Genomic DNA, 24533 nt, shown 5'->3' with positions numbered 1-24533 from the left:
TTGGGCAGTAAACGGGTTAAGGGACATGACCAATGATGATTAGCAAGCTACTGGTATGGTGGGTTAAGTGTAGATCTTGGCAAGTAAAACAAACAATAAAGCATCTGTATCAAAACATTTTCTTCACATTGATCTTGACTTGGATCATTTCATTAACAACTTTCCTTGACTATTGCAGTCAACAAGCGTTGGTAGATTGGTCTGGTCGCTGTGGTTAATTGGTCTATATGAGGCATGCTGGGCTAGGTATATGCTGAGGGTGAGAAGCTATTGTTGCAGCAACCAGACGGAATACTTTTTATGGCGATAAATCAATATGGTCAGCCAGTGGGTGACCCTTTACCACAATGGCAGGCCTTGCCGCGCCCACAGTCGGTATCTCTTACCGGCAAATTTTGCTACCTGGCGATGTTGGATGCCGAGCGGGACTCGGCTGCGTTGTTCGCGGCTTACCAGCTAGCGCCCGATGGACGCGACTGGACTTACCTGATGGGGGAGAGGCCAGATAGCCCGCAGGAGATGCGTGCGCATCTGGAAAAGCTGCAAGCCAATCCGGCATTGGTGAATCTGGTGGTGTTCGATTCGGCTACTGAGCAGCCCGTCGGAACGGTGGCCTTTATGCGTATTGAAGAGGCCAGCGGGGTGTTGGAAATTGGCCATGTCTGTTGGTCACCGCTGATGAAGCAGCGCTCCTGCGCCACCGAGGCGATCTACCTGATGTTGCGCCACACCTTTGACGAGTTGGGTTACCGTCGCTGTGAATGGAAATGCGATAGCCTGAATGCGCCTTCCAGGCAGGCGGCGCAACGTTTTGGTTTCCGGTACGAAGGGCGCTTCTTGCAGGCGCTGGTGACCAAGGGTCGCAATCGCGATACCGACTGGTTTGCAATGATCGACCAAAACTGGCCGCAGGTGCGGAGTGCGTTTGAAGATTGGTTGGCCGATGAGAACTTTAGCGCGCAGGGTCAGCAGAAACAGCGTTTACAGGCGTTTATGTCTTAACCATGAGATGGCAGAGAGACATTGCTCCCTGCCATTATTTGGAGCTTACCGTTCGGTCAGCACCGCTTTGTTTCTTACCTGTTTGGCCTCGAAACGTGAGATCCACCACCAGGCCAGGGCAGAGAATACGGCGGTCATACAGACGTTGATAAAGAAGGCTCTCATCAAATCTACGCCCGGCGGGAACGCCGATGCCGTCATGCTGACCACAAAGATGGTGATCAACACCGAAACCACGCCCATGCCAAACTTACGCGATCCCATGCGGAACTCACGCGGCGTATCGTCGTGTTTCCAGCGGAACACAAAGTAGGCCACCATGATAAAGATCGGTGGCAGCATTGCCGTGCCCGCCGTCAGGTTGATCGCGGTGTTCATCATCTGCTGTACCGATTCTGAACCAAAACCGTTGACCACCAGCATCACGAACACGAAGGCAAACTGCCACCATGCGGCACGTACCGGCACGCCATGCTGGTTCAGTTCGGTGGTTTTTGGGCCGTACACGCCTTTCGGGATCTCGGAGAAGTGGATTTTGACCGGTGCGGAGGTCCACATCATCATTGAACCGAAGATGGCGATAAACAGCACGACACCCACCAGACGGCCCACCAGCGTTTCGGAAATGCCGAAGTATTTGGCCATGCCGGTGAAGATTTCCACCATACCACCCGCGTAGGTCAGGTTTTCACGGGCGACAAACACGTTAACCAGCAGGGAACCGACGGCATACATCCCGCCAATCACCGCGCCGGCAATAATGATGACCTTGATAAACGACTTCTGGCCCCCTTTGACGTCATTGAGGTAGGCCGCTGCCGTTTCTGCCCCACCGGCTGCCTGGAAGATCCAGCACATGATACCCAACGTTGCCCAGTTCACCGTCGGCGTCATCGCCTCCAGCGTGATGGGTTGTGCGGGGACGTGATCCCCACTCAGCGCCATCAGCGCGCCCAGCACGTAAATCGCAAACAGTGCGAAGACCCCATAAGCCACAACTTCGGCAATCTTGCCCAACCAGCTGGCACCCTTGGTGGAAATGTGGGTGGTAGCGGCAAACAGCACGATCGAAATAATCGATACCATCACCGGGGAAAAAGCGTACTCACGGCCCATGATGGCGTAAGACGCATAGGCAATCACGTTGGGCAGCAGGGACACAAACCAGAACAGGTTAACGAACCAATACAGGAATGACCCCATATAGGCCGCACGGGTACCCAGAGGCTGTTTCAGCCAGTCGTACATTCCCGACTCCGAGTTCTTATTGGCGGATACGAACTCCGCGATAATGAACACAAAGGGAATGAAGTAAACCAACGTCGCAAACAAAAATACCGGGGCTGAGCTTAAGCCCAGCTCAATGTTGTTGTTGACGATATTGCGCACGTTGAACACCGCCGCAAAGGTCATCGACAACAGGGCAAACTTGCCAATCGTGCCACGTAAAGAATCGGACATAGCGTCCTCCGATGAACGACATCAATGATGAACTCAATCAGGATTGAGCGGGAGTGATATCCCGCCCGGTTCGCTTCATAGCCAGCAGGATCACTTGTTCAACATGTAGCCATCCTCAATGGTGACCCGCAGCACCACTTTTCTTACCCGGTTGTCGCCGTGAAAACGGTAGGCTTCCTGATTGTCAAAAATCGCCAGTTGCCCGGCACGCAGTTCGCAGGTCTGCCCGCTGCCTTGCAGATATTCGCGGTCGGTTTCATCCCGGTAGGCGGTAACGGGGGAGAGGGCGGATTTTGGCGCGAACTCCACCGTTTCCCCGCCTTCGAGGTAGTAATGGATGGTGAAATAGCGGCGGTTGCCTTCAAAACTGGCGCTATTGCGGCTGACGCCGTCTTCAATCATGTAGACCAGCGTGTCGCCGATGGAGTGCATCACGCCATCTTGGATATTGGCAATGTTGTTAATGGCTTCCACGCAACGGTGCCATTTGCGCCCGTCCCGATACACCACTTTGAATTGTTCCAGACTGTCTAATACGTGCATGGATCAGGCCTCGTTTGCGGTTGGCGTGAAGAACTCATTGGCAAAGTCGTGGTTGGCCAGCGCCTGGGCGCTGACGTCACCGGCTTGCAGCGGTATCAGGGTCAGGCCGTAGCGGAACGGCGCCATATACACCCGGTATGAATCGAGGACTTCGCTGCCCCAGGAGTTGGAACCCAGGCCCATCACCTGATGGTCGAGGTTGAGCGTGATATAACCGCTGGGTTGCAGTTCGTTAGTATGCTGCGCCTGATGCAAGCCCTGGTTGGTGTACTCCCAGGCGCTGAAGTTGATTGCCTGTTGCGGTTTGACCAGCAGGCCGCTGCCGTGCCGGTTGGTGAGCGCTGCCCAGCGTACATGCTGGCGGTTGCCGTTGTTTTGTGGGAACGGATAGTGCTCGAACATCTCGGCTACCGTGGTCTGGTAGATATCGATCAGGTTGGCCTGTTGGCTGTCCTGATAGTTCTCTTCCGGGCCACGGCCGTAATAGTTCACCTGCTCAAAACCGCCGTTGATGCCCAAATCCAGCCCGATAGCCGGGATCACATAAGGGTAATCGCCATAGCGCTCGCCGCTGAGTTCCACGTTGAGCTGGCCTTCGGCATTGATCTGGTAGCGGTAGCAGCAACGCATGCCGAAATCGAAGACTGGTGGGGCGATGATGCTGGTCACGGTGATTTCAACGCGGCCATTGGTCTGGATAACGTCCAGCGTACGGAAGTGCTCTTGCATGATTTGCAGATGCGCGGGTTCCCACAGGCCTTGATATTCCTGCTTATGGTTATCGATCATCGGTTTGAAGAAGCTTAACGCTGGAGCAGAAGCGATGATTTCTTCGCCATGGCTCAGCCAGGAGGTCAGCTTGCCGTTCACCTTTGAGAAGGTCAGCGCAAAGTCCTGGCCACTGATGCAGTACGCCAGACGGCTTTCTGCCACCTCTAGCGGCAACGCATTGGGGTTGATAAAGCGTTCAGGCTGCGCGGTATTCTCTTTGAGCTGGAACTGATAGACCGCGATTTCGTGATTGGCCTGGCTGTACAAGGTGCTGGAATTCTTGCGCACGGTGAAGTTGACAAAGGCTTCGCGCTCATCCAGTTCAGGCAGATCAAGACTGATTTCCCGCGAGGAGTTGGCCGCCAGATCTTTCAACCGCAGCGGCAGCGTTGCCAGCGTTTCGCCTTCCGCGCGGATCTCGGCGGTGAGGGTGTAATCATCCAGGTTGGTAAACCACAGTTTATTCTCAACCAGGAAGGTGCCAAGACGAGCCTCAAGCGCACGGATCTTCACTGGTGCGATCACCTGCTTGTACTCCTTCAGGCCTGGCCCTGGAGTTTGATCCGGGAAGATCAGCCCGTCCATGCAGAAGTTGTAGTTGTTCGGGTAGTCGCCGAAATCGCCGCCGTATTTGTAGAATGCCTGACCTTGCTCATCGTGCGCCAGGATGCCGTGATCGCACCATTCCCAGACGTAGTGGCCCTGAATATGATCGTGCTGGTAAAACACGTTCTGGTATTCCGTCAGGCCGCCGGGGCCATTACCCATCGCGTGAGCGTATTCACAGATGATGCGTGGCTTGGCATGTGGGTGTTCACCAAACTCGTTCATCAACGGTGCGCGGGTGTACATGGTGGAGATGATATCCACCACCTCGGCGTCGCGATCTTCTTCGTAATGCACCAGGCGAGTATCGTCGATGGCCTTGGTGGCATGGTACATCGCGTGGATGTTGCAGCCGTAGCCGGATTCATTGCCCAGAGACCACATCACGATCGACGGATGGTTCTTCTGCGCGTGGACGTGGCGCACGATACGATCGACGAACACCGTTTCCCACGCTGGATCGTTGGTGATGCGGCTCAGGTCGCCCACGTTGGCAAAACCGTGGGTTTCGACGTCGGTTTCGGCCATCACGAACAGCCCGTAAATGTCACACAGCTCATAAAAGCGCGGATCGTTCGGATAATGCGCGGTACGTACCGAGTTGATATTGTGCTGTTTCATCAGGATCAGATCTTTTTCGACGCGATCCATGCCTACCGCACGGCCTTTCAGATGGTCGTTATCATGGCGGTTTACGCCGTGCAGCATCACATACTGGTTGTTGATGTAGAACAGGCCGTCGCGCACCTTGATATCGCGGAATCCGACGCGTTGCGGGATCACCTCCAGCACGGAGCCATCAGGGGCTTTAAGGGTGATAAACAGCTGATAGAGATAGGGGTTTTCCGCCGACCACTGGATCGGGTTTGCCAGAGTAATAGCAAAATGGGTTTGCGCCAGCGCACCCAGACTCTGTTGTACCAGGAGGTTATCGTTATCAAACAGGGCATACTCCACCACGTAGTCTGCTAGCGCTGTCCCGGACAGATTTTCGATCTCCAGCACACAGGACAGGGTGGCGCTTTGATAGTCGGCGGCAAAATCGGTGCGAACGGTCAGATCCTGCACATGCACCGGCTCTTTGCCCACCAGATAGACATCGCGAAAGATGCCAGCCGTCCACCACATATCCTGGTCTTCAATATAGGTAGAATCCGCCCACTGCATGACGCGCACGGCCAGCAGGTTTTCCCCGGATTGCACGTAATCGGAGATATCAAATTCGGCGGTCAGGCGGCTGCCCTTGCTAAAGCCCACATACTGGCCGTTAACATAGACTTCAAAATAGGTTTCAACGCCATCAAATTTGATGATGGTCTGTTTGCCACGCCACTGTTCGCCCAGCGTAAAGCTGCGTTGGTAAGCACCGGTTGGGTTGTCCGTCGGGACGAAAGGCACATCGATCGGGAAGGGGAACCCTTCGTCGGTGTATTGCAGGATGCCATGGCCTTCCATCTGCCACATATTGGGCACCGTGATCTGGCCCCAGTCTGCCATTCTTTGTGAATAAAAGGCTTCGGGCACCAGCAGCGGGTTAGTGAAGTAGCTAAAGCTCCACTGGCCGCTAAGCGCCATAAAGTGGCTGCTGAGGGCGCGCTGAAAGGTCTGGGCGCGTTTAAGTGAATCATATGAGAAGAAGTAGGCGCGGGGGGCCATCCGGTTCTCATGCAGGTGTTGAAAATTTTCCCAATTATTCACGTCATCTCTCCTGGTCTGAAGGCGGTAGACCCTAGTGTTCGCTGGAATGCGTCAATGCCTGGCATGGATTTTAGTAAAACATTTACTAAAATATAGCCGGTAATTGCTTTTACTTTAACTCGATCACGCTTTATGGACGATGGGCTGGTGGTTCTGTGATCGAGATAAAGAAATGGCAGAAAGGCGTAGCAAGCGGGAAGGAGTGATAAATATAGAGGTAAAACATAGCCAAATTATTAGTATATTTTACTAATAACGGATAGTTGGATGCCCCTCACCCCGGCCCTTTCCCGATATAGCGTCCAGGGATACCCTAGGCACAGTGATGGGGAGAGGGGGCGAGTCCGAAGCCGCAGGTGGCGCAGATGCCAATATGTAGCACGTTCAGTCCCCTCTCCCTTTGGGAGAGGGTTAGAGTGAGGGGCCCTTATAGGGTGGTTTCACGCAGCTTTAACTTGCTGGGCACGTAGACCTGTAGCGGCAGGGCGCGGCCATCACGGAATTTTTCCAGCAGCAGATTGACCCCTTGGATGCCCATCATTTCCGAATGGATACGCACGGTAGACAGCGGTGGGAAGGTAAAACGTGCGGTGGGTATATCGTTTACGCTGATCAGGGCAATGTCCTGCGGAATTTTCAGCCCCAGCTCATGGATGCTGCGTAATACCCCAATGGCGATCGAGTCAGAAGCGACAAACAGCGCAGAGGGATAATCCCCTTTGGCCAGCATCTTTTTCGCCAGCTCATAACCGGAGGCGCTAGAGAAATCGCCCCGGTAGATATCTTGCTCGCGAACCACGCCTTTCAACCGCCCGTATTCCACAAAGGCCGCTTCGCGGATATCCGCTCTGTCCGGCTCATCGGCACCGCCGATAAAACCGATGCGCTTGGCACCGTGTTCAATAAAGAAATCGATGATCTCTTTGCTGATTTTTGCCAGATCGATGTCCACCGAGTCGTACTCACACCCGGGTTCGTTAAAATCAATCAGGCAGATGTTATCGGTAAGCGCAGCGGCTTTACGCAGGGTTTCAGGTGCGGGTTTGCTGACGATCAGCACGCCGGTGATCTTTTTCAGTTCAGGCAGTTGATTGTTTTTGTAGCAGTTGGTGAGCTCAATTCCCAACCTTTCACACTGGGTTTCGATGCCGTGACGAATGGAAAGGTAGTAAGGGTCGTTGATTTCCAGCTCTTGCTTATAGCTGTATAGCGCCAGCACGTGGTGCTGTACCACCGCGTTAGTCAGATGTTTTTTGGCACTGCTGGTCTTATATTCCAGCTTTTCGGCAATTTCGAGAATGCGATGCTTGGTTTCTTCTTTGACGTTGAGCGTGGGATCGTCATTCAGAACCCGGGAGACCGTTGCCAGTGAAACTCCAGCTTCGGCCGCGATATCTTTCAGCGTTGCCATATCTATCCTTAACTCACAGCCTGAACGGCAAACTTGGTTACCTGGCATTGTAAGGGATGACGGCGAACTTTCATCAGTTTTTAGTAAAAAATTAAGGAGATCTTATCGAAGTTGCGGGATAAAGCTGGGATCGGGGATGGGCGTTTGCGGTGCAATAGCTTGACACACTGCACCAACGCCAACGGGGGAACTAGATTTATTGCAAACTCCCCCTGCACCTGACCACGTAACGGTGGCAGTACCCTCTCCTTGTGGGAGAGGGTTGGAGTGAGGGGGAAGTATGCTTACTTCAGCTCATCAACCATAGTGGTTGCGCGGCCAATATAGTTAGCCGGCGTCATCGCTTTCAGGCGGGTTTTCTCTTCTTCCGGCAGTGCCAGGCTATCGATAAAGGTCTGCATCCCGGCCGCATCGACGCGCTTGCCACGAGTCAGCTCTTTCAGTTTCTCATACGGCTTTTCAATGCCGTAGCGACGCATCACGGTCTGGATTGGCTCGGCCAGTACTTCCCAGTTGTGATCCAGCTCGTCCAGCAGGTGCGCACGGTTCACTTCCAGCTTGCTGATGCCTTTCATGGTGGCCTGATAGGCAATCAGCGCATAGCCCAGGCCTACGCCCAGGTTGCGCAGCACCGTGGAATCCGTCAGGTCACGCTGCCAGCGGGAAACCGGCAGTTTGCTCGCCAGATGGCCCAGCACCGCATTGGCCAGGCCCAGGTTACCTTCGGAGTTCTCGAAGTCGATCGGGTTAACCTTATGCGGCATGGTAGAAGAACCGATTTCACCGGCAATGGTTTTTTGCTTGAAGTGGTTCAGGGCGATATAGCCCCAGACATCACGATCGAAGTCGATCAGGATGGTATTGAAGCGCGCCACGCAGTCGAACAGCTCGGCGATATAGTCATGTGGCTCGATTTGGGTGGTGTACGGGTTCCAGGTTACCCCCAGCGAAGTGACGAACTCTTCACTGAAACGGTGCCAGTCGACTTCCGGATAGGCCACGATGTGGGCATTGTAGTTGCCTACCGCACCGTTGATTTTGCCGAGGATCTCGACGCGCTCTAACTGGCGATATTGACGATCCATCCGGTAGGCCACGTTGGCAAACTCTTTACCCACGGTAGACGGGGTAGCAGGTTGGCCATGGGTACGTGACAGCAGCGGAATATCGCGATACTCCAGCGCCAGTCCTTTGATGGATTCGATGATCTTGCGCCAGTGTGGCAATACCACGTCCTGCCGGGCGGTGTGCAGCATCAGGGCGTGCGACAGGTTGTTGATGTCTTCTGAGGTACAGGCGAAGTGGATAAACTCGGACACCGCGTGCAGGGCAGGTACTGCTTCCACTTTCTCTTTCAGGAAGTACTCAACCGCTTTCACATCGTGGTTGGTGGTGCGCTCGATGGTTTTGATGCGTTGTGCGTCTTCTTCGCTGAATTCTGCGACGATCTTGTCTAGGTAAGCGTTTGCGTCGGCGTCAAAAGCGGGAACTTCTTTGATCTCTGCACAAGCGGCCAGTTTTTGCAGCCAACGTACTTCAACCTGCACGCGGAATTTCAGCAAGCCATACTCGCTGAAAATGGTGCGCAGTGCGCTGACTTTATCACCGTAGCGTCCATCAATAGGGGAAACGGCGGTCAGTGAGGATAATTCCATCGGTAGCAACTCCTGGGAAGATTAACAATGAGCAACGATATTTTGCGCCTGCGTAAGCAGACGATTACGGGAAAACATTAATTGCAGGCGGCTGCCGCCAACCTGTTGCCAGAGCACGGCGGCACGGATACCGGCGAGCAGGGTGGCACGAACCTTGGCCTGCACCTGCGGATTTTGCAGGATGGCGGGCGAACCGGTGACCTGAATACGCGGCCCCAAAGGGGCTACGACATCGACATAGATACCGGCCAGGGCACTGATGATGGTTTCTGAACCCAGCTCAAAGTGCGCCAACTGGCGCTCCAACTGGCTCAACCGATCGCCGAGCGTATTCATCGCCGTTTTATTGGCGTTCAGCTTGCGCTCCAGCACCATCAGGCTGATGGTGTAGCGGGTCAGCTCGGCGGCTGGGCCTTTGTTGTTGGCGTTGAGCACGCCAATCAAGGTTTCCAGGCCCATCTTCAGGTTACGCTCTTCACCGCCAAATACCGCCAGGGTAGAAGGCGGATCCATCTGCAACAGGCTGTTGAGCGAGGTATGAAAGGCTTCGTTATCCATCTGCCCTTCGTGCGCCAACTGTTGTACCAGACGGGCTGCTTGACTAATCCCGGCCATAGCCAGCGTGATGTCGTAATAATTCTTCGCCACGATTACTCCTGTAAACGCTGTTCAATAATACCGCCGCCCAGGCAGATATCGCCCTGATAAAACACGGCGGATTGGCCTGGGGTGACGGCAGCGACCGGTTCGTCGAAGCGGACTTCGATGCGATCGGTGTCCAGCGGCGTCACGGTGCAGGGAATATCCTGCTGGCGATAACGGGTTTTGACCGTACAGCGCAGAGGTTGTGTCAACGGCAGGCGATCCACCCAATGCAACTGCTGGGCGATCAGGCCGAGAGACATCAGGCGTGGGTGTTCGTGGCCTTGGGCGACCACCAGAATATTGTTGGCGACGTCTTTATCCACCACGTACCACGGATCTTCGCTGCTGTCTTTCATGCCGCCGATGCCCAACCCTTTGCGTTGGCCGAGGGTGTGATACATCAAGCCCTGATGCTCACCGATGGTTTGACCATCGACGCTGACGATCGGGCCAGGCTGTGCTGGCAGATAGCGGCCCAGGAAGTCGCGGAATTTACGTTCGCCGATAAAACAGATACCGGTGGAGTCTTTTTTCTTGGCGGTAACCAGCTCCAGTTGCTCCGCAATGCGGCGCACTTCCGGCTTTTCCAACTCGCCGACCGGGAACAGGCTTTGCGCGACCTGCTCGTGGCTCAGGGTATACAGGAAATAGCTCTGGTCTTTGTTACCGTCGACGCCGCGCAGCAGGCGGCTTTTACCGTCCACGTCCTGACGGCGGACATAGTGACCGGTAGCGATAAAGTCCGCCCCCAGATCTTCAGCCGCAAACTCCAGGAACGCTTTGAATTTGATTTCTTTATTGCACAGGATATCCGGGTTAGGGGTACGGCCCGCCTTGTACTCCTCCAGGAACAGCTCGAATACGTTGTCCCAGTATTCCGCCGCGAAGTTCACCGTATGCAACTCGATGCCCAGCTTGTCGCAGACGGCTTGCGCATCGGCCAAATCGGTGGCAGCCGAGCAGTATTCTTCGTCGTCGTCTTCTTCCCAGTTCTTCATGAACAACCCAGCGACCTGATAGCCCTGTTGTTGTAACAGATAGGCAGTAACGGAAGAGTCGACGCCGCCGGACATTCCGACGATCACTTTTTTCTGGCTGTTGTCTGACATGGGGATCTCACGAACTTGAACACATACTGTGCGATAAAAAACAAGCGCAGGATTTTACCACGTTGGCCGCCTGCGCGCACGGCCCTTATTAGTCGTCAAAACGGCCAATTAAAGCTGGCAACCAGCGACAACGGGTAACGTTCCTGCTGCTGATAACAACGGATAGTCTCGGCCACCAGCGGTGAACGCAGGTTTTTAGCTTCCAGGATTTGCTCGCCAGTCAGCCATAGGCAGCGATCGATATCATCGTCGTGCGGCTCGGTAGGCAGCGGCTGTTCCAGCTCAATTACAAAGCTGAAGCGCAGAAACGGTGTGTGGTCTGGCGCGATCCACTGGTGCATACGCAAAAAAGACTGCGGCGTGGCGCGGATGCCGGTTTCTTCCCACAGCTCCCGCTCGGCGGCCTGGATCAGCGTTTCATCCGCTTCAAGATGGCCAGCCGGTTGGTTCCACAGGGCTTTACCGTTGATGGTTTCTTCGACCACCAAAAATTTACCGGCGGCATGAACCACGCAGGCGACGGTGACGTGCGGCTTAAACATGGCGGTTCCTTAGGTTATAACGAGTCAACGGTTTGCCATTCCCCTGGCTGCAAGCTCCCCAGGGAAAGCGTGCCCATACTGTAACGAATAAGGCGCAGGGTAGGGAAGCCGATATGTGCCGTCATACGACGCACCTGGCGGTTTCGTCCCTCATAGAGCGTGATTTTCAACCAACGGGTGGGAATGGATTTGCGTTCGCGGATCGGTGGATTACGCGGCCATAACCATTCTGGCTCATCAACTTGTTCCACACCGGCGGGCAGGGTTGGCCCATCTTTCAGCGTGACCCCACTGCGTAGCATAGCCAGATCGCTCTCTTGCGGTTCACCTTCCACCTGAACGTAGTAGATTTTGCCGGTGCGCTTGCCGGGCTGGGTAAGCTGTGCCTGTAACTTGCCGTCGTTGGTCAGCACCAGCAAGCCTTCGCTGTCGCGATCGAGCCTTCCGGCGGCATAGACATCGCTGAAAGGGATAAATTTTTTCAGGGTGTCGCGACCGGCTTCGTCGGTAAACTGTGGTAACACATCAAAGGGTTTATTGAATATCACCACGCGCCGCGGCGCCTGCGATTGCGGGCGTGCTGCGGGTTTACTGCGGCTGAATCGTTTAACTTGGTGATTTTTAACAGAGAATTTAGTCATGGTCTTTGCGATTACGAATGATAAGCGCATTATAGCCTAATCCGTTTTGGATTGGCGCGAGTTGAATATTCAAGTAGTATTGACACGCATCTTACAAAGCATTAACAAAAATTGCGCTTGAAGACAGAAAGGAGAGGTTGATGGAAAGCAAAGTAGTTGTTCCGGCAGAAGGTAAAAAGATTACGGTTGATGCCCAGGGTAAACTGGTTGTTCCGCATAACCCTATCATCCCGTTCATCGAAGGTGACGGTATTGGCGTTGACGTTACCCCTGCCATGATCCACGTGGTGGATGCAGCGGTTAAAAAGGCCTACCACGGCGAACGTAAAATCTCCTGGATGGAAATCTATACCGGTGAAAAATCCACCCACGTTTACGGGAAAGACGTGTGGCTGCCGGAAGAAACACTGGAACTTATTCGTGACTACCGCGTAGCGATCAAAGGCCCACTGACTACGCCAGTGGGTGGCGGTATTCGTTCTCTGAACGTTGCCCTGCGCCAGCAGCTCGATCTGTACGTGTGTCTGCGCCCGGTGCGTTATTACCAGGGTACACCAAGCCCGGTAAAACAACCTGAGCTGACCGATATGGTGATCTTCCGTGAAAACGCCGAAGACATCTACGCCGGTATCGAATGGAAAGCGGGTTCTGCGGAAGCGGACAAAGTGATCAAATTCCTGCGTGACGAAATGGGCGTGAAGAAGATCCGTTTCCCAGAGCAGTGCGGTATTGGCGTTAAGCCGTGTTCCGAAGAAGGCACCAAGCGCCTGGTTCGTGCGGCCATCGAATATGCCATCGACAACGATCGCGATTCCGTGACGCTGGTTCACAAAGGCAACATCATGAAGTTCACCGAAGGTGCCTTCAAGGATTGGGGCTACGAACTGGCGCGTGAAGAGTTTGGTGGTGAACTGATCGACGGCGGCCCATGGCTGAAAATCAAGAACCCTAACACTGGCAAAGAGATCGTGGTTAAAGACGTGATCGCCGATGCCTTCCTGCAGCAAATCCTGCTGCGCCCGGCAGAATACGACGTGATCGCCTGTATGAACCTGAACGGTGACTACATCTCCGACGCCCTGGCAGCCCAGGTTGGCGGTATCGGTATCGCCCCAGGTGCCAACATCGGTTCCGACTGTGCACTGTTCGAAGCTACCCACGGCACAGCACCTAAGTATGCTGGCCAGGATAAAGTGAACCCAGGTTCAATCATCCTGTCCGCTGAGATGATGCTGCGTCATATGGGCTGGTTCGAAGCTGCTGACCTGATCGTTAAGGGCATGGAAGGCGCAATCGCTGCCAAGACCGTAACTTACGACTTCGAACGCCAGCTGGAAGGCGCTAAGCTGCTGAAATGTTCAGAGTTTGGCGACGCTATCGTTAAACACATGTAATTGTGATTTAGCGTTGAATGATAACGGGAGCTTATGGCTCCCGTTTGTTTTACCCATTTAAAAGTCTTATACAAAACGATATTAAAACCGTACCTCCTTCATTAATCGCTCGCTCTAAAACTATCCCGTAAGCTTCGTTTAATGTTAATACTCCCCATGTTCTGTCAGACCCTAATTTTAGTGATATTTGTAACTTATTGATTTTCAATGAATGATTGAGGGGGTGTGAAAAAAGGGTTTTCAATTTAATTTTAGAGTTACTGTTTAATTAACATAGGATTAGCGATAGGATGAAACAGTTCACTGCCGTACAGGCAGCTTAGAAACAAGTCGGCGCAGTCAACAACATGTGGTGCCAGTTCACTGCCGTACAGGCAGCTTAGAAAACTATGTCGAACAGGGGAAAAGTTCTAGCGCAGTTCACTGCCGTATAGGCAGCTTAGAAATGAGCGTTATGCTCTACAAACTGTCGATGAGCGTTCACTGCCGCGCAGGCAGCTCAAAAGCTAAGGGATTTTAAACTCCCCGGATTGATGACCAAGTAGCAATTGCAGCCTATTGATTATAGTGACGGGCGCAGCAATGAACTGAACCCCAAATGCAGCGCCCCTACGTTTACGTCTGGTGGTTTTTGTCTATGGTTTCGTGATTCTAATCCCTTGGTTTCGATCCATGCTTATTGCAATACCGGCAGCACAGAAATCAACTTCAAATGTTTCCGCGAGGGCTTCTTCTGTTACATTCAACGAACAACGCCAAAAGGGAATTTAGACATGAAAAAACTCACCTCTGTGTGTCTGGGCTGCCTGCTGTTTGTCTCCGCCTGTAGCCCCCATAAAAGCACCCGCACCCAGCCTACCGAGCTACAGCCACAAGAAGTGTCTCCATTCGTCGATAAAACAGCCCATTATCTACATGAAATTCAGGCCGCTATTCAGCGGAAGCTTTTTATTGAAGATAGCTATCAGGGTAAGACCTGCGATGTTGCGATCAGGATGTCTAAAGATGGGCTGATTTATGACGCGCAAGGCAACGGCTACCCTCCGCTCTGTAAGGCTGCGATGAATGCCATCAAAAATGCTGACATACCTGCGCCTCCTGACGACGAAACCTACCAAATTATCAATAAAGCCATCATTACCTTCAAACCGATTTGAGCGTCGGACACCAAGAGTAGTCAGTCAGAGGAGGGCAAACAATAAAAACTCCGGGGTAAAATCCTAAATCAAAGCATCAGGGATTAACCCTTTGCCTCACGCGGGTATAATGGCCGCGTCTACCATATCCATTCGAAGTCCCGTGTGGTCTTTGCCGCTATCAAGCCCATTGATATTGATAGCGGTCTTTTTGCAACGATCCCCGCTCTATCTCAACCAATCTGGCGCTCTCAATCTTCGCGTTTACGGAAGTAATGCCCACAGTGGGGGCAGATAAGCGTGACGTTTTTCTTCACCTTGCTGCGATTTTGCGGCGAACTTTTTCCACATTCAGGGCAGGTGACGTCCACTGGGGCATCACCAAATAGCTTAAAGGCATCAAAGAAAGACATCTTTATCACCGGGTAGAGGTAGGAGGAGTTCAGTGTACCTTTATCGCTCGGTGATAGCTCCACATAGATTGGTAAACCATTGCCTGGTGCGCGGAAGGTGGTTAAGAGCCAAGGAAGACGGGGGAGGAAAAAAGCCCCGCAAAAAAGAGGGGCAAACACAACAACACCAGGGAAATCGTTGATTGCTAATCTGCTATTACTATATGTTTTTTGAGACGAGAGTTCATCAATAAAATGATGCGTGATTGCAACAAAATGGTTAATTAATTTGTATGTGTTTTCATTGATTCATACGGTTTGTGAATAAAATGGTTGTTTGTGATTAATAAGTAACCATGGTGACTATTTTTTGTTGAATTGAGAGCTCGAAGGATGATTTCTTGCTCCATCACCGCCGCCAGACAGAATGTGACTTGTATCACATCGGGCAGATCCCCTATATTCCCCCCATAACGATATCGTCGTATTGCGATGCAGAGAGTTTTACATTTATCCGGAGTTGTTGATGGAGTTAACTACGCTTTTATTTTACGTGATCGCCGTTAGCGCGGTGATGGTGACGCCTGGCCCTTCGATGCTATTGGCGCTAAACAATGGTGCGATCCACGGTATGCGCATTGCCAGTTACGGTTTTCTGGGCGCGGTATTGGCCGATCTGTTGTTGATTGGTGCCGTAGGTTGCGGGCTAGGGGCGTTGCTACAGGCTTCTGAGCAACTGTTTGCCGTGGTGAAGTGGGGCGGTGCGTTATATCTGGTCTATCTGGCATGGGTGCTGTGGCGAGCGCCGGTGAAGGCTTTAGCAGTAAACGCTAGCGCAGCTGCGGCGACCGGGAAAACAGCCTTCCTGCGCTCTTTGATGGTTGGGTTGTCCAATCCAAAGGGCCTGCTGTTTTTCTCCGCCTTTCTGCCGCAGTTTATTCAGCCCGAAAAACCGATCGCCATGCAATATCTGATCCTGGCACTGGTCAGCGCGATCATCGACTGCGTGATGATGACCATCTATGCCTACGGCGGCCGTCATGCGATGCGTAAGTTCTCGGCGAACGTGATGCGTTGGGTAAACCGTAGCTGTGCCGGCATGCTTGGTGTGCTGGCCATCGGGGTGGCACTTTATCGTCGCAGCGATGTGAGCTAGCTACAAGCGGGGGCGGTATACAGCGCCCCTAAGCGAGAGTGTCTACAATTTAGGGAGCTTAACAGGCTCCCTTTTTAATAGGCGACAGCCGGTGTTAACAATGAGGCAAATTTAGCAGTATTAGCTACTGAAGGCGTTGCTGCTACCTCACAGACGGCTTCATTCGCTATCATCGCGGTAAAGTTTGCATTAGATTGATAGTAGTGCTGATAGATATGGAATATGTGCACTGCAGTAGTCACCGCCAATATAATCACTAACGCAATTAACACGTAGGTGATATTAACCTTTTTAAGAAAATTCTTTTTATCATTACGCGGGGGTTCAGGTTCTTCCTGCTTAATTGAGATCTCTTCAATCGCCACATTATTGGCAATTCTTAACCCCACTTTTGGTATGGTTTCTATGATGTTTTTATCAATGCCCATACTCTTGATGATCCGCCGCAGCGTGCTTAAGCATTGGTTGAGATTGTTATTGCTGGCCTGTAGACCGTAATCATCCCACACTCTTTGCAGAAGTACTTCTCTCTCAACAATTTCTCCTTTATTTTTAATAAGAAAGGAGAAAAGTCGAGCCGCGGAAGAGGAAATGGTGACGATTTCTTCCTGGAGGTCCTGATGATAAAAACCCACGCTGTTGGGGCAGAAAAGGACGTCTCCTTCGATACGATATTGAGGCTTAGTCATGCTGATTCACTCCATGTAAGTCAATTAACTCTACTTAAATAACGTTAATCCTAGGTCTTATAATATTGTTTTTTTGGCGCTAGGGCAACAAACAAGCAGTATAAAATAGAGTATTATCAGCAAACTGCGGATTAAAATCCGTTATGATTGTCGTTGGTAGTTATTAATATTAGGTAAATGGGCTGTAAATTATTAAATGGCAATTAATAAAAATTAATGTCGCTAAATGGTTGATAGCTTTGCCAAACCAAGATTTTAACAAGTCAGAAGACTGAGAATCATCTTAGTTAGAGAAATGTATCAATTTAAGGGGCAAGTTGGTTTCTTGCCCCCTTAAAATTTATACGCCAATGCGATCTCGCAAGGTGTAATAAGCGGCGCCGATGGCGGTGAAGGGGATTTGCAGGTTACGGCCACCAAAGAACGGCAGGTGGGGCAGTTTAGCGAAGGCGTCAAAACGCTCGGCATCGCCCCGCATCAGTTCTGCGATCAGCTTACCCGCCAGATGGGTACAGGTCACGCCATGGCCGCTGTAGCCTTGCATGTAGTAGACATTGTTTTCCAAGCGGCCGAACTGCGGCATGCGCGATAGCGTCAGCAAGAAGTTGCCGGTCCAGCGGTAATCAATGCGTACACCTTTCAGTTGCGGGAAGGTTTTCAGCAGCTTGGGGCGGATCAGATTATCGATATCATCGGGATCGCGGGCACCGTAGACCACGCCGCCGCCGTATAGCAGCCGGTTATCACCGGTTAAGCGGTAATAATCCAGCAGGTAATTACAATCCTCCACGCAATAATTTTGCGGGATCAGTGAGGCGGCCACTTCAGGGGCTAACGGCTCGGTGGTGACCACTTGAGTCCCGCACGGCATGCTGCGTTTGGCCAATCTTGGTTCCAGCTTATCGCCCAAATAAGCATTGCCGGCCACGATCACGTAACGAGCGGTGACCTGCCCGTTGGCGGTGCTGACCAGCGCCGGTTCCCCATGACGGATATGGGTGACGGCGGATTGTTCAAAGATCCGTCCCCCTTGCAGACGAATGGCCTCTGCTTCGCCCAATGCCAGATTGAGTGGGTGGATATGGCCACCGCTGTGATCGAGCAGTGCGCCAACATAGCGATCGCTACTGACTTCCTGGCGGATACGCTCGCTATCGAGCAGTTCCAGTTGGGTATTGCCGTAACGCTCCCAGTGCTGCTTTTGTTCGATCAGCGCGTGATACTGTTTATTATTAAGTGCGGCGAAGATCCCGCCGGGGCGATAATCACAGTCAATGGCGTAGCGTTTGATGCGGTTGCGGATAATCTCTGCGCCTTCAAACATCATGCTGCCAAGCACCTTGGCGCTCTCGGCACCGTAACGGCTTTCAATCACATCGATGTCGCGGCTGTAGGAGTTGACCAGTTGGCCACCGTTACGGCCGCTGGCACCAAAGCCGATGCGGGCAGACTCCAAAACCACCACGTTGTAACCTGCCTCAACCAGAAACAGCGCCGATGACAGCCCGGTGTAGCCGCCGCCAACGATACACACGTCACAGTCGATCGATTCATTCAGCTGCGGATAAGGCTGATGGTCATTGGCCGTTGCCGCATAGTAGCTTTTTACGTGTTCAGTCATCATCAATTCCTTATTCCAGAGAAATCCAGGTGGTTTTCAGTTCGGTAAATTTGTCCAGCGCATGCAGTGATTTGTCACGCCCGTTACCGCTTTGTTTGTAGCCACCGAAGGGGACGGTCATGTCGCCGTCGTTGTAATTATTGACGAACACGGTGCCTGCTTTTAACTGGCGAGCCATACGATGTGCCCTTGACAGATCGCGCGTCCAGACGGCAGCTCCTAGCCCGTATTCGCTGTCGTTCGCCAATTCCAGCGCCTGCTGTTCACCGTTGAAGGTCGTAACGGCCAATATCGGGCCGAAAATCTCGTCCCGTGCGACGCTCATCGCATTGTCTACCTGGGTGAGAATGGTGGGGCCGAGATAACCGTGATGCTCGTCTTGCGGATGGGCACGCCCATCAAGGAACAGCGAGGCTCCCTGGCTTAACCCCTGTTCGATATAGCTGGTGACTTTTTCGCAGTGTTGTTGGTCGATCAGCGTACCCATCAGCGTCTGTGGGTCGAGCGGGTTGCCCGGCACGAAGTCCGCAGCGTGTTTGCGCAATGCCTGTAAAAACGCCTGCTGAATACTTTCCTCTACCAGCAGGCGGGTGCCTGCAATGCACACCTGGCCCTGGTTATAGAAGATCCCCGCAGCCGCGCCTTGCGCCGCCTTATCCAGATCCGGGCAGTCGGCAAAGATGATGTTGGCACTTTTGCCACCGGCCTCCAGCCACACGCGTTTCATGTTGGATTCACCAGCATATTTCATCAGCTGTTTGGCGACTTGGGTGGAACCGGTAAAGGCGAGGGCGTCGACATCGTCATGCAGGGCCAGCGCCTTACCCGCATCGTGGCCGAAACCAGGAATAATGTTCAGCACGCCATCGGGTAATCCTGCCTGCTGTGCCAAAGCGCCAAGATACACCGCCGTGAGCGGTGATTTTTCGGAGGGTTTCAGCACCACGCTATTTCCTGCCGCCAACGCCGGGCCTAACTTCCAGCAGGCCAGCAGCAGCGGAAAGTTCCAGGGTACGATGGCACCGACCACGCCGATCGGTTCCCGTTGGACCAGGGCTAGCGCATCATTCCCGGTTGGGGCAATTTCGCCATACACCTTGTCGATGGCTTCGGCGTACCAGCGGATGCAGCGGATCGCCCCGGGAACATCATCACGTAGGCTGTGGCGGATGGGTTTGCCGGTATCCAGCGTTTCCAGTAGTGCTAACTGCTCGCTGTGCTCTTCCATCAGGTTGGCGAGTTTGAACAGCGTTGCCTTGCGTTTGCAGGGGGAGGCCTGCGACCAATCGCCGCGTTCAAACACCTCACGTGACGCCTTGACGGCCAAATCGATATCGATCTGGCCGCCCCGGGCCATTTGAACCAGTTCCTCAACCTTGGCTGGGTTGTGCACGCTGAAGGTTTCCCCTTCGGCCGCTGGCAGGTAACGGCCATTGATAAACAGCCGGTTCTCGATCTTCAGGGCCTGTGCCCGTTGTTGCCAATATTCTAGCTGGTGGAAGTCCATAACTTGCTCCGTTAATCAGAATGTCGTCGGCGTATGTGCGCTGATAATTCGGCAAATACGCGCCGAAGTGTTACTGAAACTATGGGGGATCGCGGTGTTGATGGCGTAGCTCTGGCCTGCCTGTAGGTGATAGCTCTGCCCGTTAACTTGCAGCATGATTTCGCCTTCCAGCAGGGTGCCGATCTCTTCCCCCTGGTGTTTGAGCCGCTCACCGGTGGTGGTGCCCGGATCGTAGGTTTCGATCATCATTGCCAGGGTGCGGTTGGGATCGCCGTTGTGGATCAGCTTCATCGAAACCCCCTGGCTGCCGATTTCAATCAGGTCGTCGTGGTTGATGACGACCTGCGGTTCATGCGGCTGTTCCGGCTCGGTAAAGAAAGCCGATAGCGACAGCCCATACACCGTCAGCAGTTTTTGCAGCGTGCTGATGGCCGGGCTGACCTTGTCCTGTTCAATAGTGCTGATGGCGCTGTGCGTTAAGCCAGACAGTTCGGCGACCCGGCGCTGTGATAACCCCAACTGTTGGCGGATCTGCGACAAGCGTTTTCCCGGTGCCAAGCTGACGTCGCTCATAGGCGTTTTTCCTTTTGGTAGTGCTGGCAGGCGTTGATAAATCCTTCGAACAACAGGCGGGACAGGGCATATTCATCGCTGTTCCACTCAGGATGCCACTGCACCCCTAAGGCAAATGGCTGATCGCGAATGCTGAGAGCTTCCACCAGACCGTCGGCGGCATAGGCTTCGACCCGCACGCTTGGCCCGAGGGTTTTAGCGCCCTGGCCGTGCAGTGAGTTCACCCAGAATCGGTTGCAATCCGGCAGCAGCTGCGTCAGCAATCCGCCTTCCTGTACGGTAACTTCGTGCGCCGGGGCATATTGCTGTTCCAGCGGCAGTTCGTGATCTTCCCGGTGTTCAAGCAGTTCGGGTTGTTCATATAAACGGCGGTGCAGCGTGCCTTGGGTTGCCACCACCAACTCCTGCATGCCGCGGCAGATGGCGAAAAGGGGGATGCGCCTGCTCAGTGCCAGGCCGATCAGCGCCAGGCTCAATTCATCGCGCCCAGGATCGGCGTCAGGCTCATCGCCGTTTTCACCATACAGGTGCGGCTGCACATTACTGGGGCTGCCCGGCAGCAGGATGCCGTCGAGGTGGGGCAGCAACTCTGCCAGCAGTTCCGGCTCTGCCAGCGCGTGTGGCAGGGCGATGGGTAATCCTCCGGCGGCTAACACCGCATTCAGGTACTTTTCTTGCAAGGTCTGGGTGAGGTGCTGGTTTAACCTATACCTGCACATCACGATGCCGACGAGTGGTCTGTTAAATATATTGCCCATGCTATCCCCTCAGGTTGTTCGAAATTATGACCGATAAGCCGCTTAATCGCCTTTTTTGTTCAATATTCACTAAATCTAGCAGCGAGATGGCCAATATTCAAACCAAATTAACACTTGCAAAACATTTTTGTTGCAACTATGTTTCATTGGTGGACATTATATTGAGCAAGATGGTCAGTAAACATCGAAGCCAGTAAGTGTGAGAACCACAGACCAAACACAACGGCGGGTGAATCATGCAAACCAACATCGTAGAAGTTGAAAACTTTGTGCAACATAATGAAGAAAGGCGAAGTAGCACGTTCCAGCGCGAAGTGAAGAAGTATCTGGAACGTTATCCGTTAACCCAGCATATCGACGTGCTGCTGACCGATCTCAACGGCAGCTTCCGCGGCAAGCGCATCCCAGTGAGTGGGTTGGGTAAACTGGAAAAGGGCTGTTACTTCCCGGCCTCGGTGTTCGCGATGGATATTCTTGGCAACGTGGTGGAAGAGGCAGGATTGGGGCAAGAGCTGGGTGAGCCGGACCATATCTGCGTGCCGGTGGCCGGCACCCTGACGCCATCGGCGGCCGATCCGCAATATCTGGGCCAGGTACTGCTCACCATGCTTGATGAAGATGGTACTCCCTTTGACGTTGAACCGCGCAATGTGCTGAACCGAGTGTGGCAGCGTTTGCGTCAGCGCGGGTTATTCCCCGTTGTAGCGGTAGAGTTGGAGTTCTATCTCATCGATCGCCAGCGCGATGCGGAAGGTTATCTGCAACCGCCTTGCGCCCCCGGCACCCAGGAACGCAACACCCAGAGCCAGGTCTATTCGGTGGACAACCTCAATCACTTTGCCGACGTGCTGAGCGAGATTGACGAACTGGCCAACCTGCAAGGGATCCCGGCCGACGGTGCGGTAGCGGAAGCATCACCGGGCCAGTTTGAAGTTAACCTGCATCATACCAACGATGTGTTGCAGGCCTGCGATCATGCCCTGGCGTTAAAACGGCTGATACGCATGGTGGCCGAGAAACATCATATGCATGCGACCTTTATGGCTAAACCTTATGAGGAACATGCGGGTAGCGGTATGCACGTGCACATCAGCATGCTGGATAAGCAAGGCAATAACGTGTTTGCCGATGCGGATGGGGAAGACTCCGCACTGCTAAAGCAGGTGCTGGCTGGCATGATTGCTTTAATGCCTTCCTCTATGGCCCTGTTGGCACCCAACGTTAATGCTTACCGCCGTTTCCAGGCGGGGATGTACGTACCAACACAGGCCTCCTGGGGCCATAACAACCGCACCGTAGCGCTGCGAATTCCCTGCGGCGATCGCGACAGCCACCGCGTGGAGTACCGCGTGGCGGGGGCCGATGCCAACCCTTATCTGGTGATGGCGACCATTCTGGCCGGGATTGTCTATGGCCTCGATACTCAATTACCCCTTCTGGAACCAGTGACCGGCAACGGGCTGGAGCAGGAGGGGCTGCCGTTCCCAATTCGCCAGAGTGATGCGCTGTATGAGTTCGAACACCAGCCGGTGCTGAATGCGCTGCTGGGCGAACGCTTCAGCCATGTCTACCTGGCCTGTAAAACCGATGAGTTGGAGCAGTTTGAAAAGCTGATCACCGAAACCGAAATCGAGTGGATGCTGAAAAACGCCTGACGTCCTCAACCCGATCCTACCGCGCGCCGGCGCATTCCCGCGGGTTCCCTGTGGCCTGGCGAAGCCGTGCGCGACGGTGATGACTTCTTCCAACTTGGCGTACAGGACGCCGGTGAGGAATAACCCATGACGATAAGTGCCATCGACGATAATGGCGCGGGCAAACCGCAACTGCGCAAGACATTGAAGCTGTGGCAAGTGGTGATGATGGGCCTGGCCTATCTGACACCAATGACGGTGTTTGACACCTTTGGTATCGTTTCTGGCGTGACGGACGGTCATGTTCCGGCGTCTTACCTGTTGGCGTTGGCAGGGGTATTGTTTACCGCCATCAGCTACGGCAAGCTGGTGCGCCAGTTCCCGACGTCAGGGTCGGCTTACACCTATGCGCAAAAGGCCATCAACCCGCATGTGGGCTTCCTGGTTGGCTGGTCATCGTTGCTGGATTATCTGTTTTTGCCGATGATCAATACGCTATTGGCGAAAATTTATCTCACGGCGCTGTTTCCTGAAGTCCCGCCCTGGATTTGGGTGGTAGGATTTGTGGTCCTGATCACCGCTATCAATCTGAAAAGCGTCAGCCTGGTGGCGAACTTCAATACCCTGTTTGTGGTGGCGCAGGTGGCGATTATCGTGGTGTTTATCTTCCTGGTGGTGCGTGGCCTACACAGTGGCGAAGGGATTGGCCACGTCTGGAGCCTGCAACCCTTTATCAGTGAAAACGCTCATCTGTTGCCGATCATTACCGGTGCCACCATTCTGTGCTTTTCGTTTCTGGGTTTTGACGCCGTCACTACGCTGTGCGAAGAAACGCCGGATGCCGCCCGTGTGATACCGCGTGCCATCTTTCTTACTGCGCTCTATGGTGGGGTAATTTTCATCAGCGTGTCGTTCTTTATTCAACTGTTCTTCCCGACGTTGGAACGTTTCAAACAGCCAGATGCGGCCCTGCCGGAAATTGCCCTGTACGTCGGCGGCAAACTGTTCCAGTCGATCTTCCTGTGCATCACCTTTATCAACACCCTGGCGTCGGGTCTGGCTTCTCACGCCAGCGTTTCCAGACTGTTGTATGTGATGGGGCGTGACAATGTGTTCCCGGAAAAATTCTTTGGTTACATCCATCCCAAATGGCGTACGCCGGCGCTTAACGTGTTGTTAGTCGGTTTGGTGGCGTTATCGGCATTATCTTTTGATTTGGTGACGGCGACCGCGCTGATCAACTTTGGCGCGCTGGTAGCCTTTACCTTCGTCAACCTTTCGGTGATCAGTCACTTCTATATTCGCGAAGGGCGTAACAAGAGCTGGAAAGATCGCTTCCACTTCCTGATTTTGCCGCTGGTGGGGGCGTTGACCGTCGGGATCTTATGGCTGAACCTGGAGAAAAGCTCCCTGACCATGGGGCTGCTGTGGGCGGCGCTTGGATTTGGCTATCTGGCCTATCTCACCCGTCGTTTCCGCCAGCCACCGCCGCAGTTGGAACGACAGCCTCAACAGTGATCGGTATAGGCAAGGGCGCAGTGATGCGTCCTTTCTTTTTCCCGTGCGGGGCAGTAGAGTAAAAAATCGTA

General features: G+C 53.4%; 21 protein-coding genes. 6 read left to right on the top strand and 15 right to left on the bottom strand.

What is annotated here, in order from left to right:
• Positions 1-300: 300 nt before the first annotated feature.
• Positions 301-1002: a GNAT family N-acetyltransferase gene (locus ACRDCA_RS11890; RefSeq protein ID WP_438689686.1), complete on the top strand. Its 702-nt coding sequence runs from the start codon at positions 301-303 to the stop codon at positions 1000-1002.
• Positions 1003-1047: 45 nt separating this feature from the next.
• Here the strand turns inward: ACRDCA_RS11890 and ACRDCA_RS11885 are convergent, their stop codons facing one another.
• The 9 genes from ACRDCA_RS11885 to rluE all read right to left on the bottom strand — a co-directional run bounded on the left by ACRDCA_RS11885 (position 1048) and on the right by rluE (position 12084).
• Positions 1048-2463, bottom strand: coding sequence for an amino acid permease (locus ACRDCA_RS11885; protein ID WP_438689685.1), 1416 nt, complete (start codon positions 2461-2463; stop codon positions 1048-1050).
• Between the two features lie 90 nt (positions 2464-2553).
• Complete coding sequence (locus ACRDCA_RS11880; protein WP_438689684.1) at positions 2554-3006, bottom strand: beta-galactosidase subunit beta; 453 nt, start codon at positions 3004-3006, stop codon at positions 2554-2556.
• Positions 3007-3009: 3 nt separating this feature from the next.
• Positions 3010-6081, bottom strand: a complete 3072-nt coding sequence (ebgA, locus tag ACRDCA_RS11875) for a beta-galactosidase subunit alpha (protein ID WP_438689683.1) — start codon at positions 6079-6081, stop codon at positions 3010-3012.
• Between the two features lie 427 nt (positions 6082-6508).
• Positions 6509-7492 (bottom strand): transcriptional regulator EbgR, encoded by a 984-nt coding sequence (ebgR, locus tag ACRDCA_RS11870; RefSeq protein WP_438689682.1) that lies wholly within the window; start codon positions 7490-7492, stop codon positions 6509-6511.
• 284 nt (positions 7493-7776) lie between these two features.
• On the bottom strand, positions 7777-9147 hold the full coding sequence (gene purB / locus ACRDCA_RS11865) for an adenylosuccinate lyase (protein ID WP_438689681.1): 1371 nt from the start codon (positions 9145-9147) through the stop codon (positions 7777-7779).
• Between the two features lie 21 nt (positions 9148-9168).
• Complete coding sequence (hflD, locus tag ACRDCA_RS11860) at positions 9169-9795, bottom strand: high frequency lysogenization protein HflD (RefSeq protein ID WP_438689680.1); 627 nt, start codon at positions 9793-9795, stop codon at positions 9169-9171.
• A 2-nt stretch (positions 9796-9797) separates the two neighbouring features.
• Positions 9798-10901, bottom strand: coding sequence for a tRNA 2-thiouridine(34) synthase MnmA (gene mnmA, locus ACRDCA_RS11855; protein WP_438689679.1), 1104 nt, complete (start codon positions 10899-10901; stop codon positions 9798-9800).
• Positions 10902-10996: 95 nt separating this feature from the next.
• On the bottom strand, positions 10997-11443 hold the full coding sequence (locus ACRDCA_RS11850) for an NUDIX hydrolase (RefSeq protein ID WP_438689678.1): 447 nt from the start codon (positions 11441-11443) through the stop codon (positions 10997-10999).
• A gap of 14 nt (positions 11444-11457) precedes the next feature.
• Entirely contained in the window at positions 11458-12084 is a 627-nt protein-coding gene (gene rluE / locus ACRDCA_RS11845; protein WP_438689677.1) for a 23S rRNA pseudouridine(2457) synthase RluE, read from the bottom strand.
• Positions 12085-12224: 140 nt separating this feature from the next.
• On the opposite strand from rluE, the gene icd reads away from it, so the two are divergent.
• Positions 12225-13478, top strand: a complete 1254-nt coding sequence (gene icd / locus ACRDCA_RS11840; RefSeq protein WP_025119868.1) for an NADP-dependent isocitrate dehydrogenase — start codon at positions 12225-12227, stop codon at positions 13476-13478.
• A gap of 773 nt (positions 13479-14251) precedes the next feature.
• The gene (tolA, locus tag ACRDCA_RS11835; protein WP_438689676.1) at positions 14252-14635 is read left to right on the top strand and encodes a cell envelope integrity protein TolA; all 384 of its coding nucleotides are present in this window, start codon (positions 14252-14254) and stop codon (positions 14633-14635) included.
• A 230-nt stretch (positions 14636-14865) separates the two neighbouring features.
• On the opposite strand, the gene ACRDCA_RS11830 is transcribed toward tolA, so the two are convergent.
• On the bottom strand, positions 14866-15027 hold the full coding sequence (locus tag ACRDCA_RS11830) for a YnfU family zinc-binding protein (RefSeq protein ID WP_232785392.1): 162 nt from the start codon (positions 15025-15027) through the stop codon (positions 14866-14868).
• A 505-nt stretch (positions 15028-15532) separates the two neighbouring features.
• On the opposite strand from ACRDCA_RS11830, the gene ACRDCA_RS11825 reads away from it, so the two are divergent.
• The gene (locus ACRDCA_RS11825; protein ID WP_438689675.1) at positions 15533-16162 is read left to right on the top strand and encodes a LysE family translocator; all 630 of its coding nucleotides are present in this window, start codon (positions 15533-15535) and stop codon (positions 16160-16162) included.
• A 74-nt stretch (positions 16163-16236) separates the two neighbouring features.
• On the opposite strand, the gene ACRDCA_RS11820 is transcribed toward ACRDCA_RS11825, so the two are convergent.
• The 5 genes from ACRDCA_RS11820 to puuD all read right to left on the bottom strand — a co-directional run bounded on the left by ACRDCA_RS11820 (position 16237) and on the right by puuD (position 21310).
• Positions 16237-16851, bottom strand: a complete 615-nt coding sequence (locus tag ACRDCA_RS11820) for a winged helix-turn-helix domain-containing protein (protein ID WP_438689674.1) — start codon at positions 16849-16851, stop codon at positions 16237-16239.
• Positions 16852-17191: 340 nt separating this feature from the next.
• Entirely contained in the window at positions 17192-18472 is a 1281-nt protein-coding gene (locus ACRDCA_RS11815) for an NAD(P)/FAD-dependent oxidoreductase (protein WP_438690147.1), read from the bottom strand.
• Positions 18473-18482: 10 nt separating this feature from the next.
• Complete coding sequence (gene puuC, locus ACRDCA_RS11810) at positions 18483-19979, bottom strand: aldehyde dehydrogenase PuuC (RefSeq protein ID WP_438689673.1); 1497 nt, start codon at positions 19977-19979, stop codon at positions 18483-18485.
• A 15-nt stretch (positions 19980-19994) separates the two neighbouring features.
• Positions 19995-20552, bottom strand: coding sequence for an HTH-type transcriptional regulator PuuR (gene puuR / locus ACRDCA_RS11805; protein ID WP_438689672.1), 558 nt, complete (start codon positions 20550-20552; stop codon positions 19995-19997).
• On the bottom strand, positions 20549-21310 hold the full coding sequence (gene puuD / locus ACRDCA_RS11800; protein ID WP_438689671.1) for a gamma-glutamyl-gamma-aminobutyrate hydrolase: 762 nt from the start codon (positions 21308-21310) through the stop codon (positions 20549-20551). The genes puuR and puuD overlap by 4 nt, the downstream gene beginning before the upstream one ends.
• 236 nt (positions 21311-21546) lie before the next feature.
• On the opposite strand from puuD, the gene ACRDCA_RS11795 reads away from it, so the two are divergent.
• Together ACRDCA_RS11795 and ACRDCA_RS11790 are read left to right on the top strand one after the other, a co-directional pair.
• Positions 21547-22965, top strand: a complete 1419-nt coding sequence (locus ACRDCA_RS11795; RefSeq protein WP_438689670.1) for a glutamine synthetase family protein — start codon at positions 21547-21549, stop codon at positions 22963-22965.
• A gap of 126 nt (positions 22966-23091) precedes the next feature.
• Complete coding sequence (locus ACRDCA_RS11790) at positions 23092-24462, top strand: APC family permease (protein ID WP_438689669.1); 1371 nt, start codon at positions 23092-23094, stop codon at positions 24460-24462.
• The last annotated feature ends 71 nt before the right edge of the window (positions 24463-24533 follow it).

Origin of the sequence: Serratia sp. (in: enterobacteria) (assembly GCF_051654945.1) — a bacterium.
GTDB lineage: Bacteria > Pseudomonadota > Gammaproteobacteria > Enterobacterales > Enterobacteriaceae > Chania.
This window is presented reverse-complemented; position numbering and strand designations above follow the sequence as displayed.